A 17,189-nucleotide genomic window follows, 5' to 3' on the forward strand; every position below is an offset into this window, starting at 1 on the left:
ATATTCAAAAAATTTTTTCACTATTTTTTAATGTTAAAAAATGACTTTTTTAATAACATTTGAACGTTATGCAACACCATGTATTACGCGGGTTTCACGCTCATTTGGTCGCACAAAAAAACAGCACCATTTCTCCGGTTTTTTCAGCTCATATCCAAATGTCCAACTTGATGCACCAACAAGATGTGGCACACAACGTGCACGATAAACCACCAATGTCATAAAGTCGGGCCAACTCAAATCGCCCATTGGTGATCAACCAAAAGGTTTGAGTTGAACAGGATGTATGCCCATTTCCAATGAACGGAGATCGTTATGCTTACGAGAAAATCGTTGCTATCCCTCGCTATCGGTACATCACTGCTAGCAAGTTCTTATTCCAGCTTTGCCGAGATTAAAATTGGGGTGGTCACGTCGAGTACAGGCCCTATTGCACTCGTCGGAATTCCACAGAAAAACTCTATCGATTTACTACCCAAATCGGTGGCGGGCGAAAAAATTACCTACCTGCCTTTAGATGATGGCAGCGACCCTACCGCGACAGTGAAAGCGTTCAAGAAACTCATCAGTGAAGAACATGTCGACGCCATCATTGGCCCAAGTGGCTCTGGCAATGCAATGGGCGTGATTCAATTTGCGGCTGAGTCGAAAACGCCTATGTTGGCGCCAGTAGGCACCGCAGCCGTGGTATTGCCCATGAACGAGCAGAAGAAATGGGTGTTTAAGACCACCCAAAATGATGACTTAATTGCATCAGCGCTCGTGGATCAAATGAAAGCTTCCGGCATCAAAACACTCGGGATGATCGGCACTGCGGATACCTACGGGGAAAACTGGTCCAAAGTCATGAAAGGCCTAACCGAGAAGGCAGGAATCAAAATCGTCGCCGATGAACACTTCCAACGTCAAGACACCTCGATCACCGGACAAGCACTCAAAGTGTTAATGGCCAATCCAGATGCAACTCTTATCGCCGCACCAGGCAGCTCTTCAGTGATGCCTGAAACAACGTTGAAAGAACAAGGCTATACCGGTCAGATGTATCAAACTCATGGCGCAGCTTTGGATTCCTTCTTGAAGTTAGGTGGTAAAGAAGTTAACGGAACCATTCTTGCTGCGAGCCTCATGTTGGTTTTGGATCAAGTTCCAGACAGCCCAGAAAAGCAAGTCGCGCAAAAATATGTCGATGCGTACAAAGCCAAATATCAAGTGACGCCACCTACGTTTGGTAGCAACGTTTATGACGCGGGATTACTGCTACAAAACGCAATTCCTACTGCACTGAAAACCGCAAAACCGGGGACGGAAGCCTTTCGCGTTGCGCTGCGCACAGCGTTAGAAAACACCAAAAATCTACCGGGTACGCAAGGGGTATATAACATGAGCCCAGCAGACCACAGCGGTTTTGATGAACGTGGCCGAGAATTGATTCAAGTGAAAAATGATCACTGGGTCCTGCTGAAATAATACGTCGCAAAGACACCAGCAACCGAGTTGAGTGAGCACAGGAACGCTCAATCCATTGTGCTCTTAAAACCCAACTGAATGAACAATAACAGAAGGATGCGTGCAATCCACGACATCCTCAACACTGAAGTGCACTACTTCAGCGTCACACTTCAAGGAAGATACCGAGGAAATCAGGCGTATGAATTTTCAGATTGCTGTACTGCTCGGACAGGATGGAATAACCAATGGCGCGATCTACGCGTTACTCGCAATGTCGATCTTACTGGTTTTTACCGTCACCCGAGTTTTACTTATCCCATTAGGGGAGTTTGTCACCTATGGCGCACTCACCATGGCGATGATTCAAGCCAATAACACACCAATGACGGTTTGGTTATTGGTGACCTTTACTGTGATTACTTGTGTGATGGATCTCTACACTATGAAATCACAAGGATTTAACCCCAAAGCACTGCCTTTCATGGTGGTCAAGTTATCGTACGCCGGCTTAATGCTGCTTGGCGCTTACACTCTGCCGCTCGCCAATATGCCAATGTTTATCCAAGGCGTTTTGACTCTGGGACTGATTGTTCCTATAGGGCCGATGATTTATCGCGTCTGTTTTCAGCCGCTGGCTTCTGCTCCCTCACTGGTATTGCTGATTGTTTCTATTGCGCTGCATGTAGCGATGGTTGGGGTTGGACTGCTAATGTTTGGTCCCGAAGGTGCCCGCACCGAACCGTTCTCCAGCAGTGTATTTCGCCTGGGTAATATCATGCTCAAAAGCCAAACCCTTTGGGTTATCGCGGCGTCACTTTGTTTGATTGTGATGCTGTTTATCGCCTTTGATCGCACCTTGTATGGCAAAGCGTTAAAAGCGACAGCGATTAACCGCACTGGCGCACGATTGATTGGCATTTCTCCTGATTTTGCTGGCAAAGCCACGTTTGGGTTAGCCACCTTTATTGGCGTTGCTTCCGGCATCCTTATCGCTCCAATTACCACTCTTTATTACGACTCCGGTTTCGTGATTAGCCTGAAAGGATTTGTTGGCGCCATCATTGGCGGCTTAGTCAGTTACCCACTGGCGGCCTTTGGCTCAATTGCCGTTGGCTTGGTCGAAGCCTTATCGATGTTTTGGGCCAGTAACTACAAAGAAATCATAGTGTTTATGTTGATTATTCCGTTCTTAGTTTGGCGCTCAATGCACGGCCAACAACTCGAGGAGAACGACGGATGAAATTGCGTTTAATCATTGGCACCTTATTGGTTGTCGCTATTGTAGCGCCGCTGGCGCTGCCAAGTTATCAAGTCACTCTGTTGAACTATATCGGTCTTTATAGCTTAGTCGTATTAGGTTTAGTGCTACTCACTGGAGTGGCGGGCATGACAAGCTTTGGCCAAGCGGCCTTTGTTGGCTTGGGCGCGTATACCACCGCTTACCTGACCACCAGCGAGCAATTACCTGCTTGGCTTTCATGGACAGCGGGATCACCATGGATCGCTCTGATCGTCGGTTTGGTTCTGACTGCGGTTGTGGCACTACTCATTGGTAGCATCACATTAAAACTCTCTGGGCACTATTTACCTCTCGGTACGATTGCGTGGGGCATATCCCTCTATTACCTATTCGGTACATTGCCTGCCATGGGCGGCCACACTGGGCTTAGCGGTATTCCATCCCTAACCCTGTTTGGCATCAGTTTGAAAAGCAGTGAAGATATGTTTTATCTGCTCTGGGCCCTGCTGCTGGCGGCTGTACTGATTACCGCTAACTTGCTTAACTCCCGTGAAGGTCGCGCGATTCGCGCGCTAAAAAATGGTCAGCTGATGGCCGAATCCATGGGGATTAATACCTTTCGCTCGAAAATGATCATCTTCTTAATCTCGGCCCTGTTCGCTGCCACGTCTGGCTGGCTCTACGCGCATATGCAGCGCTTCGTCAACCCAACACCATTTGGGTTAGGCATGGGAATCGATTATTTATTTATGGCTCTCGTTGGTGGTGTGGGTCATGTTTGGGGCGCGATTTTGGGAGCAGGCATTCTCACCATGCTCAAACAATGGCTGCAAGATTGGTTGCCAAGTATTTTGGGCAGCGATGGCCAATATGAAACCATTATTCTTGGTTTATTGATTGTACTCTTGATGCAAAAAAGCCCCGAAGGACTCTGGCCAAATCTGCTCAAACGCTTACCTGCAAGCTGGAAACCATACACTAAAAAAGCCCAGCCTACCGCCAAAACAGATTTATCCAATGCCGCGCCTCTAGATAAACGCTCACTGCCAACCAAAGGCACCAAGGTACTCGAAGCAAAGAACATCACCCGTCGCTTTGGTGGCTTAGTCGCAAACAACCAAGTGAGTTTCACCCTTTATTCTGGCGAAGTATTGGCCTTAATCGGCCCTAATGGCGCAGGCAAAAGCACTATGTTTAATCAGCTTTCGGCGGTCGATACGCCAAGCGATGGTGACGTGTATTTTCTTGGCGAAAACCTCAAAGGAAAAACCGCTCGTGAAGTCTCTCATATGGGAATGAGCCGTACCTTCCAGCACGTCAAACTGATTCCAAGCATGACGGTACTAGAAAACGTCGCTCTCGGTGCGCACCAACGCGGACAAAAAGGCGTATTAAGTGCTGCATTTCACTCTGAACGCCAAGAAGAACAGCAGATTTTAGCCGAAGCCAAATACCAACTTGAACGAGTCGGGTTAGGTGAATACCTCTACCACGAAGCAGGCAGTTTAGCCCTTGGCCAGCAACGGATTTTGGAAATTGCACGGGCGCTCTGTAGCGACCCATGCGTGCTGCTGCTCGATGAGCCAGCTGCGGGGCTGCGCTTGCAAGAGAAACAAGCACTGAGTGAACTGCTTAATAAACTGCGCCAAGAAGGTATGGCGATTTTACTGGTCGAACACGATATGGATTTTGTGATGAATTTGGTCGATCGCATTGTGGTTATGGAGTTTGGCGAAAAAATCGCAGAAGGATTACCTGAAGAGATTCAAACCAACCCTGCCGTTTTAGAAGCTTACTTAGGAGGTGCCGCATGAGCTTAGTTACCCCACTCAATACTCAACCGGCCTTATTAAACGTATCGAATTTATGCGTTTCGTATGGCCAAGTGGATGCGTTGCACAATATCGATTTATCACTCAAAAAAGGCCAATTGGTGACGGTGATTGGCCCTAACGGCGCAGGCAAAACCACCCTACTTTCCGCCATTATGGGCATGCTCCCGTCGCGCGGCACGATTCGCTTTGACGGCGAGAATCATGGTCATGCATCCGTAGAAGGGTTAGTCAGCAAAGGCCTTGGCCTCGTACCTGAAAAACGCGAACTGTTTGCCTCGATGGCCGTGGAAGACAACCTCAAACTTGGCGCATTTCTGCGTTATCGCAAAGGGGATGGCAGCTACAAAATCACGCTGGAAGAGATCTACAGCTTGTTTCCTCGATTATGGGAACGCCGCCACCAACAAGCGGGCACTTTATCGGGGGGTGAACGACAAATGCTCGCGATTGGTCGTGCCATGATGAGCCAACCTAAATTATTGATGCTCGATGAGCCTAGCTTAGGTTTAGCACCGCTGATTACTCGCGAGATATTCAAAATATTTAACGACTTACGCAATCAAGGCGTATCGATTTTGCTGGTCGAGCAAAACGCTCGTGCTGCGTTAAATGTCGCGGACTACGCCTACGTTCTAGAAGGGGGCAAAGTCTCATTGCAAGGCCCAGCCCATGAACTCGCCAACGATTCACGCGTGATTGATGCTTACTTGGGTATTGCCAGTAAACACCAAGAACGCTTAACCGGTTAATCCCCTACTCGCATTATCCGATTAACCCATACTTTATCGAGCACGGTTGGTCTTCGTGCTCCTACATCACACATCTAGATAACAAGGAAGATACGATGAGTAATGTCACACGCCCTGAACATATTTCTCAAGCTGAATGGGATCTACGCATTAAACTCGCTTATTGCTACCATTTGGTCGACTTTTTTGGTTGGACCGAAACCATCTTTAACCATATTTCTGCACGCCGCCCAGAAGTTGAAGGCGAATATCTCGTTAATCCATTCGGTTTAAACTACACCGAAATCACGCCAGCTAATCTCATCAAAGTGGATGTAAACGGTAATAAACTCGACGACTCACCATACGATGGTAACCCGGCAGGTTTTGCACTGCATGGTGCTATTCATGGGGCTCGCGAAGACGTTCACTGTGTCATTCACACCCATACCAATGAAGTCTCTGCCGTAGCAATGAAAGAAGATGGTTTCTCGCACGATAACTTTTATGGTGCACAGCTCTATGGTCGAGTGGGCTATCATACCTTTGAAGGGATCACGCTATTTGCTGAAGAAAAATCTCGTATGTTGGCTAGCCTAGGGGATAAACACGTTTTAGTCCTGCGTAACCATGGTATTGCCGTGGGTGAATACGATATTGAACGTTGTATGTTCCTACTTTGGACAGTGCAACGCGCAGCAGAAATCCAACTTGCCGCCGGTGCGATGGGCGGCAAAGATGTCATACTTCCTGAGGCGATTGGTGAAAAATGCGCGGGATTAACCAAAATGCTGGTGGACGAAAGTGGCTTTGCGGATAAATGGTTTGCCGCCATGGCACGTAAAATGGAAGCAGAACGCGGCGCCTGCTGGTAAGCTCCCACACCATTAAACAGTATATAATCGCGTAATATATCTTCTCTGGAGTGATTCTGCGTTACGTACCACTCTGGAGGAGTTTTGTTCGCTTAGCGACCTGGTTTTGTGTATTATTTTGACCGGTTTCAACGCTGTTGATACGACATTACGGATCACGATATTTTACAAGGCTGTTTAATGACTCAAAAACCTCGTCTGCCAAGAAGTCAGCGCTACAATCCATCTAGTGACGATTTTCATAAAGAAGACTTTCCTTTTTACTGGCTTGCTCAAGTTCATGGTCGCTACTCACAAGCGATGGAAAAAGCACTTAAAAAAGTAAACCTAGATATTCCTCGCTGGCGCATTCTCGCCACTTTGAACCAGGAAGGTCATTGCAGCATTTCTCAAATCGCAATGCATTCCATTGCCAAGCTTCCTACCGTGACAAAAATCGTGCAACGCATGAAAGATGAAGGCTTAGTCGAAAGCCAAATCAGCAGCGACGATGGCCGAGTGACTGAAGTGATGATCACTGAAAAAGGCATCCACGCTCTCAACGAAATTCAAGACACTACCGCCCCACTCTTCAAACAAAGCTTCAAAGGCATGACCGAAGCACAAATCAAACGCTTAAATAAATTGCTCGAACAGCTGTTTCATAATTTGCCTGAGTAGGTGTGCCCAAATAGCACCGCGTTAGCAACTTTAGGTTTAATAATGATAAAATATTCGCATCAGAATTAACGAGTAACTCTATGTTTATCCATCATGTTAACGGCATCGACTGGCTGGTGATTACCGCTTTCGAAGAGCTAAAACCTTTATTTATCGAAGATGCCGGTGCGATTCCTTCTTGCTTCTCTATCACCAGCGAATTGAGCCTGATCGATCAAGCCAAGCGCACTTATGGATATTTGCCTGCACTCAGCGGCATAATCACCGACACCGGAACGTTCCAAAGCCAACAACTTGAAGAAGATTTAAACCCACAACTGGCCTGCTTAGTTGAAGGCCGTGGCCGGGTATTTATCTATCACGGCGGCTATGTTGCGTTTGTCGATGATGAGCAGACATTTATTACCCGCATGAACTGACATAGTTCAGGCCAATTGAGTAGAGCATGAGATATTTAGTGTAAATAAAGTTACTGTAAAAAAAATTACAGTAACTTTTTTTACACTAATTAAAACCATAAGGCAGTCTTCCGGTATTAAAGATTGTCGATTTTTACTAGCTGCCAATTTCGAATATTGATTCTGCTAGGTTTGAATACTCCAACACCAGCCAACAAAAAAAGCACACAGTGGATGCCATCTGTGTGCTTTGTTTTAGAGATATTGTGTTTGCGAAAATCGCTAGGTTTTGATTAGTTAACGCTTACATCAAAACCGGTGAAGTATTTCTTAGCAAGACGGGTAACGGTGCCGTCGTCTTGAACTTCTTTGATAGCTTTGTTGAGTTTTGCTTTTAGCTCATCGCTGCCTTTACGCAAGCCAAAACCGATGCCGCTACCTAGGATTTTTTCATCGTTCAGTGCACCGCCAACGAACTCGTAATCTTTACCTGCTGGTTTACTTAGAAAACCAGATTGACCCGCAGCAGCCATAACTAATGTGCCATCAACACGGCCCATTGCCATGTCTGAGTACACCATGTTTTGGTCTTTATACGCGGTGATAGTCACGCCTTTTGGTTCCCAGTGAGCTTTGGCATACACTTCTTGGATTGAACCCTGTAAAACACCGATGTTTTTACCACGTAGTGATTCTGCGGTTGGTTTTAAGTTTTGACCTTTACGCGCAATCAGCTGAGTCGGAATACGATAGATTGGGTTAGTGAAATCAATCGCTTTACCACGTTTTTCTGTGATATTCATTGCGGAGTTGATTACATCAAATTTTTTCGCATTCAACGCTGGAATCAATGAGTCAAAGCTGTTTTCTTTCCAAACGCATTTTTCATTCATGCGCTCACAAATCGCTTTACCTAATTCAATATCGAAACCGACCAATTGGCCCTGAGCATTTTTACTTTCAAACGGTGGATATTCAGCTTCCAAGCCATAACGCAGCGTGGCAGCAAAAGAAGAAGTCGTTGCCAACAAGCCTAGAGCAAGCATCACTAAACGTGCTTTTTTCATAAGTATTCCCTTGATATCAATAATGATAAAAATTAATAAAATATCCGGTTTTTTAATGCCGGTAATTGTTGTCGACTTTGATTTAATACGGCGAAATCAATGTCTGCTTTTATAACACCTTCACCGTCTTCTTGTACTGCCAATACTTTGCCCCATGGGTCAATGATCATGCTATGACCAAAGGTTTGATTGCCATTTGGATGAAAACCCGTTTGGGCTGCAGCAATCACAAAGCATTGGTTTTCAATAGCGCGAGTGCGTAATAACAGTTCCCAGTGTGCCTCACCTGTGGTGTAGGTAAAAGCAGCAGGAACCGTGATCAGTTCATACCCAGACTGGTGTCGATAAAGCTCTGGAAAGCGTAAATCGTAACACACAGAGGGTCTGACTTTAGCAAAAGGTAATTCAAACGTTTGAATCTCTTTGCCCGCAAGCAGCGTATCCGACTCTTTGTAACTTTCTTGGCCGTTATCGAAGCCAAAGAGGTGTACTTTGTCGTAACGTCCAACCTGCTCTCCTTGAGGATTAAACAGTAAGTTGGCGTTATAGATTTTGTCTGACGTTGAGCTTAAAAGAGGCACAGTACCTGCAGATAACCATACCTGTGCTTCTTTTGCTATTGCTTGTAACTCTTTTTGAATAGGACCTAGTTCTGCTAACTCTGCATGGCTCAAGCGCTCTTCATCACTTGCGCCAACAAAGCAGAAGTATTCGGGCAATACCACAAACTGACAACCTTGTGATGCCGCCTCAAGCACCCACATACGTGCGCGTGCAAGATTCTGCTCAACCTGATCGCCACTGTTCATTTGAATGGCTGCTACCGATACTTTCATGAAGCGTTATCCCTAATCAAATCGAGCCTGACAAAGCGCAGCTGCGCCAGACTTAATCGTTGCGTCGTCTTTTGCGAATGAAAGACGAATCATTTTATTATCAGTGCTATCAGTGTAAAACGCTGATAGCGGGATAGTTGCCACACCTTGTTCTTTTATGAGTCGGGTGACAACATCACTGTCTTTCTCTTGGCTAAGATGGCCATAGCTGGCCAACAAGAAGAAAGAACCACTGCTAGGTATAATGTGAAACGGACTGTCTGCCAAAGACTCTATCATCAGATCGCGTTTATGCTGATAAAACTGACCGAGGTGAAGATAAGTCTGGGGATCTTTCATGTATTCAGCAAACGCATATTGCATCGGGGTATCGGCAGCAAACATTAAGAATTGGTGCACTTTCACCACTTCATCCATCAACCCTTGCGGTGCAACGCAGTAACCTACACGCCAGCCAGTGACGTGAAACGTTTTACCAAACGAAGAGATAATGACACTGCGTGCAGCCAGTTCTTCATGACTAGCCATACCACAGTGAGGTTGCTGATCGAAAACGATGTGTTCGTATACTTCATCAGAAAGAATCGCGATATCCGTGTTTCTGGTAATTGCAGCAAGCTCATCAAGATCTTGTTTTGATAACACCTGACCCGTTGGGTTATGCGGTGTATTTATGATGATCATTTTGGTCTTGCTACTGATGGTCGCTCTTACTTCATCCCAATTTATTTTAAATTCTGGTGCAACCAGTTTGAGTGGGATTGGCGTCGCCCCCTGTAGACGCACAATAGGTGCGTAACTATCAAAAGACGGCTCGAAATAAATCACTTCATCACCAGGATGAACTAAAGCAGAGATGGTTGAGTAAATCGCTTGGCTTGCACTTGCAGTGACCAATACTTCACTGTCTACGTCATAACAACGCCCGTAAACATTCTGTACTTTTTCTGCAATACGTTGGCGCAGCAGCTCATAACCCGTCATAACAGCATACTGGTTATGATTGTTTTCCATAGCTAGCGTTACCCCTTTGATTAACTCTGAATCACAAGCAAAATTAGGAGCGCCCTGTGAAAGATTAATCGCATCGTGACGACGAGATAACTCACCAATAACAGAAAATATAGTGGTACCGACGTTATCCAGTTTAGTGCGCGATGTTACGGGTGTTTGAATCATGAAAACCTCTTAACAATAACCATCATCTGATAGTTCAGAATGGGATAATTTACCGTGTTCACCGTTGTCACGAGTAACGAAATCTTGTCATAATAGGCATGAGAAAAACACATAGCTGGTGAAATGACCATGTCACGACGAACTCCTCCCTTTAATGCTCTCTATGCTTTTGTTATTACGGCAAAACATTTGAACTTCACCCATGCAGCTAACGAACTGTGTGTGACGCAAGGTGCGGTGAGTCGCCAAATTGCCACCTTAGAAGAGTATTTGGGCTTTACGGTATTTCATCGGCATGCGCGTGGTTTATCTTTGACAACGCAAGGGCAAGAGATTTTACCTGAGTTACAAAAGGCTTATGAGCGCTTACTCGCAGTGACCGAAAAGGCGTGCATGCAGCGCAGTGAAATTCGCCTCAAAGCACCAACTTGCTCAATGCGCTGGCTAGTACCAAAACTCATGGCTTTCCAAAATGAGAAACCACATATTCATGTTTCTCTGACCACAACGACTGATCACGATGTGAATTTTCGTACCGAGAATTTTGATGCGGGCATTGTGTTTCGTACTGCTCATGGAGAGCAAGGTCATGCGGTAAAATTATTTGATGAGTCAATCGGCCCTGTGATAGCGCCACATATTGTGCCAGCAGGACGTTCGATTAACTTAGATGACTATACGCTCCTTCACCCGACTCAAGATCAAACGGATTGGTCGTTATGGTTTAAAGAAACCCAACATGAAAAGCCACAATCTCATAAACATCAATACTTTACGACCATGGATTTAGCGATCAGTGCAGCGGTGCAAGGCTTTGGTATCGCGATGGCCGATGTTCATCTTGTGGCGGATGACATTCGGATGAAACGCTTAATTGCTCCGTTCGATACGCAAATAAAAACCGGTGCCAGCTATTATCTGGTACACCGGTCTTCTCATCAATCATCACAAGTACTAGATGAATTTATTGAATGGTTTCAAAGTGATGAAGCAAGTTTAGACACATGATGCATTGCTGCAATAGTTTGCTCAGTTGACACACTCATTGGCATGTTATCCATGTCGCTGGTTGCAACGGCAGCGGCACACACTTGAGTAAGTTCTTCTTCAGTAAGATCAGCAATTTCATTTAGTGTCACTGGCACACCACATTTTTTAGCCAGTTTGATTTCTTCAATGATCTCTTCGTCTGAGCGTTCTTCTAGTGAAAGTAAACACAGATTACCAAAGCCCACCAATAGACCATGACCAAAGTGGCGCGTTTTATCAATCACAGTGAAACCATCATATATCGCATGAGCGGCAGCAACGTGATCGCCTACTCCCATCGTTGATGTTAGAGCCGCAAAAATAAAGATGGCATCCATCACTTGCTCTAAAGCAAATCCCGCTTCTTTACGATTGACTTCAGCGACCGCTTCTTCGCCATATTTCGCGATCACGTCATAACACAATTTGCCGTTACTGAAGGCAGACATGTTCAAGCTACAATCAGGGGCTTTTGATGCAATGGCTCGGAATTCATAAAGCTTCGCCAACGTATCGCCAAGACCCGCCGATAACCAACGCACAGGAGCATCAGCAATCAGTTCGCTATCTAATACAACAAATTCTGGCGCGTTACTTAACATGTAAATGTAATCGTAATGGCCATTATCGTGATATACCACAGAGACTGATGAGTTAGCTGCGCAGGTTGCGGCAATCGTTGGAATGGTTGCTGCTGGGCAACCTACACTTTCCGCTACTGCTTTGCCCATATCGATCGCTTTACCACCACCCACACCGATGATGACATCCGCTTTAAAATCACGCGCTTTCGCTGTCAGTTGATCAATATTGGTTTGTGATACTTCGCCGCCATGCCAATGCTGTTCAACCACAAAGTTGTGCTCCGAATGTTGCGCTAGGCATAAATCAAATTTAGGCATAAAGCTTGAGAGTGCACGCTCACCACCAATGATAAATAGGCGTTGACCACGTGTAGCAACCGCAGGCAAAAAATCGTTCAAGGCACCTTTACCACGCAATACATGGGCAGTAAAAGGCAATTTCATTGTTGTGTTTGACATTTATTATATTCTCAATTTATTCGTGGTTAATTTACTGCTGGGCGGTGCTGCTTGATGATCTCACAGCTTTGCGTCATCAACGCTTGTTCTTCTTGAGTTAAGTTAAGCTCAAGGATAGTTTGCACGCCATCTTTGCCGATAACACAAGGAGTGCTTGCATACACATCACTTTGGCCATATTGACCTTTTAACATGGTAGAGCAAGGGAGAACACGCGCATCATCATGGAAAATAGCGTCAATCAATTCACAAGCTGCGGTACTGATACCAAATTCAGTAGCTAATTTGCCTCGATAGATATCCCATCCGGCACCAATCACTTCTTTTTGCAACGCAGCGAAATCTAGCCCTTCAAAACGACCAGAACCATCTTGCAAGCATTCTTCAAGTGATACTCCCATAAAAGAAATATGACTTTTTGCGACAAATTGACTATTGCCGTGTTCACCTAAGCAATACGCTTGAATATAACGAGGAGAGATGCCCGTTTCTCGAGACAATGCAGCTCTTAAACGTGCAGAATCAATCAATGTACCTGTACCAATCACAGACAACCCGGTTAACGCATGCATGTATTGGGCAATCACATCACATGGATTGGTTATGGAAATCACAATACCATTGAACTGAGTGGCTTTAAGCTTAGCCGCGACATCGCTAACGATACTAAGGTTATTATCCAACTCTAACAAACGTTCTTCTTCTACAATTGGACCGCTGGCACTTATCACCACAATGTCGGCATCATCCAAATCGGCATAATCACCACATGTTACGGTTAAACGGTGCGCACCAAATGCTGCACAGTCTCGCAAATCAATGCGATGACTCTCAGCTTTTTGTACATCGGTATCAATCAAAACCAATTCATCACAAAGTCCTTTCGTAACAAGGTGACTCGCAACGTGAGAACCAACACGCCCTACCCCAATCACTGCTACTTTTCTGGTTTTGATACTCATATTCTTTCCCTGCCTTATATATACAGTTGTACGGCAACTTAGATGATCACTCTCTGGCTGAGTAGCGAATTGTTATCATAGTAGCCATGAGAAAAAGTCAGACCTACCTTAACGGCTTGAAGTAGGTACAAAAAAGCCTGACAACATGGTCAGGCTTTTAGAGAAACAGCTGTCGGCAATATCGATTGTATTACTTCAGCGCCCCTGATAGGAATTGTTGTAAACGTTCACTTTTCGGATTGACGAGCACATCATCAGGATTGCCTTGCTCTTCAATCTTACCTTGGTGTAAGAAAACAACGTGGTTCGATACGTGACGCGCGAAACCCATTTCGTGAGTCACAACAACCATGGTTTTTCCTTCTTCCGCTAATTGCTGCATAATTTTTAGTACTTCACCCACAAGCTCAGGATCAAGTGCTGATGTTGGTTCGTCAAACAGTAGTACTTCAGGCTCCATCGTCAACGCGCGAGCAATCGATACACGTTGTTGTTGACCACCAGAAAGTTGTGCTGGGTATTTTTGGCGAGCGTCTTTATCAATACCAACCTTATCTAAATAGGCTTCGGCACGCTTAATTGCTTCGGCTTTTGGCATTTTTAATACATTAACCGGAGCAGCAATTACGTTCTCTAACACTGTCATGTGTTCCCATAGATTGAAGTGTTGGAACACCATAGTCAACTGTGTGCGTAACTTTTGTAGCTCTTTGTTGTTAATGACTTTTAGCTCACCATTGCTGTCCTTCTCCATTTTGATTTCTTCACCATTCACAAAGATCTCGCCTTTGTATGGTTTTTCTAAGAAATTCAAACAACGTAGGAAGGTACTTTTACCTGAACCAGACGAACCAATGATACTGATCACATCGCCCGCTTTCGCTTCTAAAGAAACGCCTTTCAGTACTTCGTGATTACCATATTTTTTATGCAGACCGTTTACGGCAAGTTTTGTGTTATTCATCATGGGCCTCACTATGCATTCTGTGACGAGGGAGCTAAATGCTTCAACCAGCGTTTTTCTGCTCGTTTAAACAAGCTAATTAAAATTAGAGAAATCATTAAATAGATAACCGCAGCAATACCAAATGCGTGGAATGGCATGTAGGTTGCAGCGTTAACATCACGAGCTACTTTTAGAATATCTGGAACGGTTGCAGCGAAAGCCAGAGATGTCGAGTGAAGCATCATAATCACTTCATTACTATAAGCAGGCATTGCGCGACGTAGCGCTGATGGAATAATGATTTTTGTATACATCGACCAAGTGCTAAAACCGTAAGCACGCGCAGCTTCTACTTCACCCGCTTTAGTTTCACGAATCGAGCCAGCAAAGATCTCTGTAGTATAAGCACAAGTATTTAATACCAGCGCTAACAAGGTACAGTTGTAACCACTGCGGAAAAACCAGTTAAGGAACTCACTCGCGCGTACAAAATCTAGCGTGTACACACCTGTGTAGAAAATCAGCAGTTGCACATACAGTGGCGTACCACGAAATACATACGAGAAAATCCATACAGGTACAGAAATCACTTTGTATTTAGAAACACGCGCAACAGAAAGTGGAATCGAGATACAAAAACCGATCGAAACTGATATAACCAGTAACCACAACGTAACCGCAACACCACTCCATTTGTATCCATCTGTCCACAGGAAGGCTATTCCATATTGTTGGAGAATATCGATCATAGCTGCGCCTTCTTATGTCCAGTTGAAAATACTTTACCTAACCACCAGAACACAACGTTGGATACAGTAGTAAACAGCAAATACAACACGCCCGCTACGCAGGTAAAGAAAAAGAAGTGATAGGTCCCTTTACCAGCATCTTGGGTGACTTTAACAATATCAATTAAACCGATAATCGACACCAAAGCAGTCGCTTTCATGGTAACCAACCAGTTATTGGATAAGCCGGGCAACGCAAAGCGCATCATTTGTGGGAAGATAATTTTGATAAAGACTTGCCACGGAGTGAAACCGTAAGCAACACCCGCTTCGATCTGACCTTTAGAAACAGTCATAAATGCGCCGCGGAAGGTTTCGGTGAAATATGCACCGTAAATAAAACCGATGGTGATCACGCCGGCGGAGAATGGGTCAATGTCAATTTGATCCCAACCAAGCGATTCTGTCACGCTATTCAATGCCATCTGCAGGCCATAAAAAATCACCAACATTAATACCAAATCCGGGACTCCGCGGATTAAGGTGGTATAACAATCAGCGATCACGCCTAAAGGCTTTGAACCGAAAAGTTTAGCAACTGCAGAGACAAGCCCCAATACGATCGCAACCACAACAGAAAGCAGTGCGAGTTGAACTGTGACTAATGAACTCTGCCAAATTATGCTTTGATAGTCATGTAATATGCTTACATACTCGTGTAGCATCTGGAAAGCTCCTGACTAAAAAGTGTGTTTCCTCTTGATATACAACCAAGCGCTCAACATCACTAAAAATCGAATAAAAGTGCAATAAATTGCAAAATAGTAATAAGAGACGCAGAGTCTATCACACTTATTTTCAATGATTAAACACTATAAAAAGGTGGATTCTCTATTAATCTGGCATATTTCAGCTGAATATCTATGCATGATATTAAAAATTCACATTAGACTCTGTAACTTAGCTAATGTTTTTCCATAAAAAAGCCGCCAAAAAATTTTGGCGGCTAGAATTGCATAAATATTTAATATGTTCGAGAGAGTAAGGCATCATTCATTAACAACCTTAATTCTGTATGCAACATAACACTCAAACAGTATGATGATTTCTCATGATTTACCTAAAAATTACGACACAACGCCTGTTTACCAAACAAATCAAGTTCGTTAGGCATCACATAAACTTTGTCTAAACCACAATTAATGCGAATGGCTTGCATTGAATGACGTGCATCTGCTGTCGAGTATTGGTGATTAGACACAAAAGTCACAACGCCTCCGCAAATCAAACTCGCCGCTAATACCATCTGAGTAACACCGTAGCGCAGATAAATCCAACGCGGCATATCCGGCCATAAAGATTCACCTTGAGTAAGCTTGCAGTAGTAATCAAAATTCGCAAGCTGAGCACTGAGTAACGATGGGATCACCCAGTAGAATACTAATGGAATGCGAATTCCTAGTAGGTACTCCACTCCGGCCAATAAAGCACACCATATCGCCGTTGCAGAAAACAATACGCCCGCTTTTTCAGTCATACCTTTAAACAGGTAATAAATGAATCCGCCGAAAAATGCCAAGGGATTGAAAGACAGAATATAACGCTCTTTAATACTTAAACTTTTATAAGCAACTGATTTAAAAACGTCATTACGAGGTCGTTCTTGAGCACTGAGTGAATCAAACAGCTCAAAACGCCGTTTCCAAATGTCACTTATTTCAAGACTCATCGAATTGATGATCTGATTATTCATGTTTTACCTAGCCAATTATTTTATATTTTTTGATTCCCGAGTCACTTTGCTCAGGTTTATTTTGAGGAAAGAATTTTCCCATAAGGCTAGGAGAGAATTAACAAAGAATTGAACAAAAAATAGTTAGTCTGGGTAAAGATCACAGTTTATTTTTACATTATTCAGACTTTAACAATAGAAGTTCAGTTATTAAAAAATATCAAGCGGCTACGGGGATGATTATGATCCCCAAATAACTCTAAGATAATGTTTTGCGAGATTACTATTCACTCTTATACAAAGTGCTGATTTTAAGATAGAGTCATTCTACATAGAAAATCAACCACGTAGCACAAGAGAGAATAAAATCCGACCTTTAGTAGATCATCAACAAGCCCATTTATTCGCCCTGACACGGTGAAAGCGAATGCCATTCCTTCCGCTATTGAGCTGCTCTGTGCTCGTTGATGTAGATCTAAATC

Annotated in this window: 17 protein-coding genes; 8 read left to right on the forward strand and 9 right to left on the reverse strand. The window is 44.3% G+C overall.

The window, feature by feature from the left end; genetic code table 11:
- The first annotated feature begins 315 nt into the window (after positions 1–315).
- The 7 genes from F9817_RS17900 (at position 316) to F9817_RS17930 (ending at position 7,206) form a co-directional block, all read left to right on the forward strand.
- Complete coding sequence (locus F9817_RS17900; RefSeq protein ID WP_161157532.1) at positions 316–1,467, forward strand: ABC transporter substrate-binding protein; 1,152 nt, start codon at positions 316–318, stop codon at positions 1,465–1,467.
- Between the two features lie 181 nt (positions 1,468–1,648).
- The gene (locus F9817_RS17905; protein WP_161157533.1) at positions 1,649–2,689 is read left to right on the forward strand and encodes a branched-chain amino acid ABC transporter permease; all 1,041 of its coding nucleotides are present in this window, start codon (positions 1,649–1,651) and stop codon (positions 2,687–2,689) included.
- A complete protein-coding gene (locus F9817_RS17910; RefSeq protein WP_161157534.1) occupies positions 2,686–4,503 on the forward strand; it encodes a branched-chain amino acid ABC transporter ATP-binding protein/permease in 1,818 nt (605 codons plus the stop codon). The genes F9817_RS17905 and F9817_RS17910 overlap by 4 nt, the downstream gene beginning before the upstream one ends.
- A complete protein-coding gene (locus tag F9817_RS17915) occupies positions 4,500–5,273 on the forward strand; it encodes an ABC transporter ATP-binding protein (protein WP_161157535.1) in 774 nt (257 codons plus the stop codon). Before F9817_RS17910 ends, F9817_RS17915 begins: the two co-directional genes overlap by 4 nt.
- Before the next feature lie 95 nt (positions 5,274–5,368).
- Positions 5,369–6,127, forward strand: coding sequence for a class II aldolase/adducin family protein (locus F9817_RS17920; protein ID WP_161157536.1), 759 nt, complete (start codon positions 5,369–5,371; stop codon positions 6,125–6,127).
- Between the two features lie 180 nt (positions 6,128–6,307).
- Positions 6,308–6,787, forward strand: coding sequence for a MarR family winged helix-turn-helix transcriptional regulator (locus F9817_RS17925; RefSeq protein ID WP_161157537.1), 480 nt, complete (start codon positions 6,308–6,310; stop codon positions 6,785–6,787).
- A gap of 80 nt (positions 6,788–6,867) precedes the next feature.
- Entirely contained in the window at positions 6,868–7,206 is a 339-nt protein-coding gene (locus F9817_RS17930; protein ID WP_161157538.1) for a cytosolic protein, read from the forward strand.
- A 272-nt stretch (positions 7,207–7,478) separates the two neighbouring features.
- Here F9817_RS17930 and F9817_RS17935 read toward each other — a convergent pair whose 3' ends face one another.
- Genes F9817_RS17935 through F9817_RS17945 form a run of 3 tightly spaced genes read right to left on the reverse strand, consistent with a single transcriptional unit; the run spans position 7,479 to position 10,267 of the window.
- A complete protein-coding gene (locus F9817_RS17935) occupies positions 7,479–8,252 on the reverse strand; it encodes an ABC transporter substrate-binding protein (RefSeq protein ID WP_161157539.1) in 774 nt (257 codons plus the stop codon).
- Between the two features lie 32 nt (positions 8,253–8,284).
- Positions 8,285–9,088 (reverse strand): carbon-nitrogen hydrolase family protein, encoded by an 804-nt coding sequence (locus F9817_RS17940; protein ID WP_161157540.1) that lies wholly within the window; start codon positions 9,086–9,088, stop codon positions 8,285–8,287.
- Between the two features lie 12 nt (positions 9,089–9,100).
- Positions 9,101–10,267 carry a methionine aminotransferase gene (locus F9817_RS17945; protein ID WP_161157541.1) on the reverse strand — a complete coding sequence of 389 codons (1,167 nt, stop codon included), beginning with the start codon at positions 10,265–10,267 and terminating at the stop codon, positions 9,101–9,103.
- 129 nt (positions 10,268–10,396) lie between these two features.
- Between F9817_RS17945 and F9817_RS17950 the strand changes: the two genes are divergently transcribed.
- A complete protein-coding gene (locus F9817_RS17950) occupies positions 10,397–11,275 on the forward strand; it encodes a LysR substrate-binding domain-containing protein (RefSeq protein WP_161157542.1) in 879 nt (292 codons plus the stop codon).
- Here the strand turns inward: F9817_RS17950 and F9817_RS17955 are convergent.
- From F9817_RS17955 to F9817_RS17980, 6 genes are all read right to left on the reverse strand, one after another.
- On the reverse strand, positions 11,245–12,339 hold the full coding sequence (locus tag F9817_RS17955; protein ID WP_161157543.1) for an iron-containing alcohol dehydrogenase family protein: 1,095 nt from the start codon (positions 12,337–12,339) through the stop codon (positions 11,245–11,247). The genes F9817_RS17950 and F9817_RS17955 overlap by 31 nt on opposite strands.
- A 26-nt stretch (positions 12,340–12,365) precedes the next feature.
- Complete coding sequence (locus F9817_RS17960; protein ID WP_161157544.1) at positions 12,366–13,301, reverse strand: L-lactate dehydrogenase; 936 nt, start codon at positions 13,299–13,301, stop codon at positions 12,366–12,368.
- Between the two features lie 190 nt (positions 13,302–13,491).
- A complete protein-coding gene (gene hisP, locus F9817_RS17965; protein WP_427916722.1) occupies positions 13,492–14,268 on the reverse strand; it encodes a histidine ABC transporter ATP-binding protein HisP in 777 nt (258 codons plus the stop codon).
- An 8-nt stretch (positions 14,269–14,276) separates the two neighbouring features.
- Positions 14,277–14,996: an ABC transporter permease gene (locus F9817_RS17970; protein ID WP_161157545.1), complete on the reverse strand. Its 720-nt coding sequence runs from the start codon at positions 14,994–14,996 to the stop codon at positions 14,277–14,279.
- The gene (locus F9817_RS17975) at positions 14,993–15,700 is read right to left on the reverse strand and encodes an ABC transporter permease (protein ID WP_161157546.1); all 708 of its coding nucleotides are present in this window, start codon (positions 15,698–15,700) and stop codon (positions 14,993–14,995) included. The genes F9817_RS17970 and F9817_RS17975 overlap by 4 nt, the downstream gene beginning before the upstream one ends.
- 395 nt (positions 15,701–16,095) lie before the next feature.
- Positions 16,096–16,728 (reverse strand): hypothetical protein, encoded by a 633-nt coding sequence (locus tag F9817_RS17980; RefSeq protein ID WP_161157547.1) that lies wholly within the window; start codon positions 16,726–16,728, stop codon positions 16,096–16,098.
- Between the last annotated feature and the right edge of the window lie 461 nt (positions 16,729–17,189).

The organism is Vibrio eleionomae (assembly GCF_009874545.1).
Lineage (GTDB): Bacteria > Pseudomonadota > Gammaproteobacteria > Enterobacterales > Vibrionaceae > Vibrio > Vibrio nitrifigilis.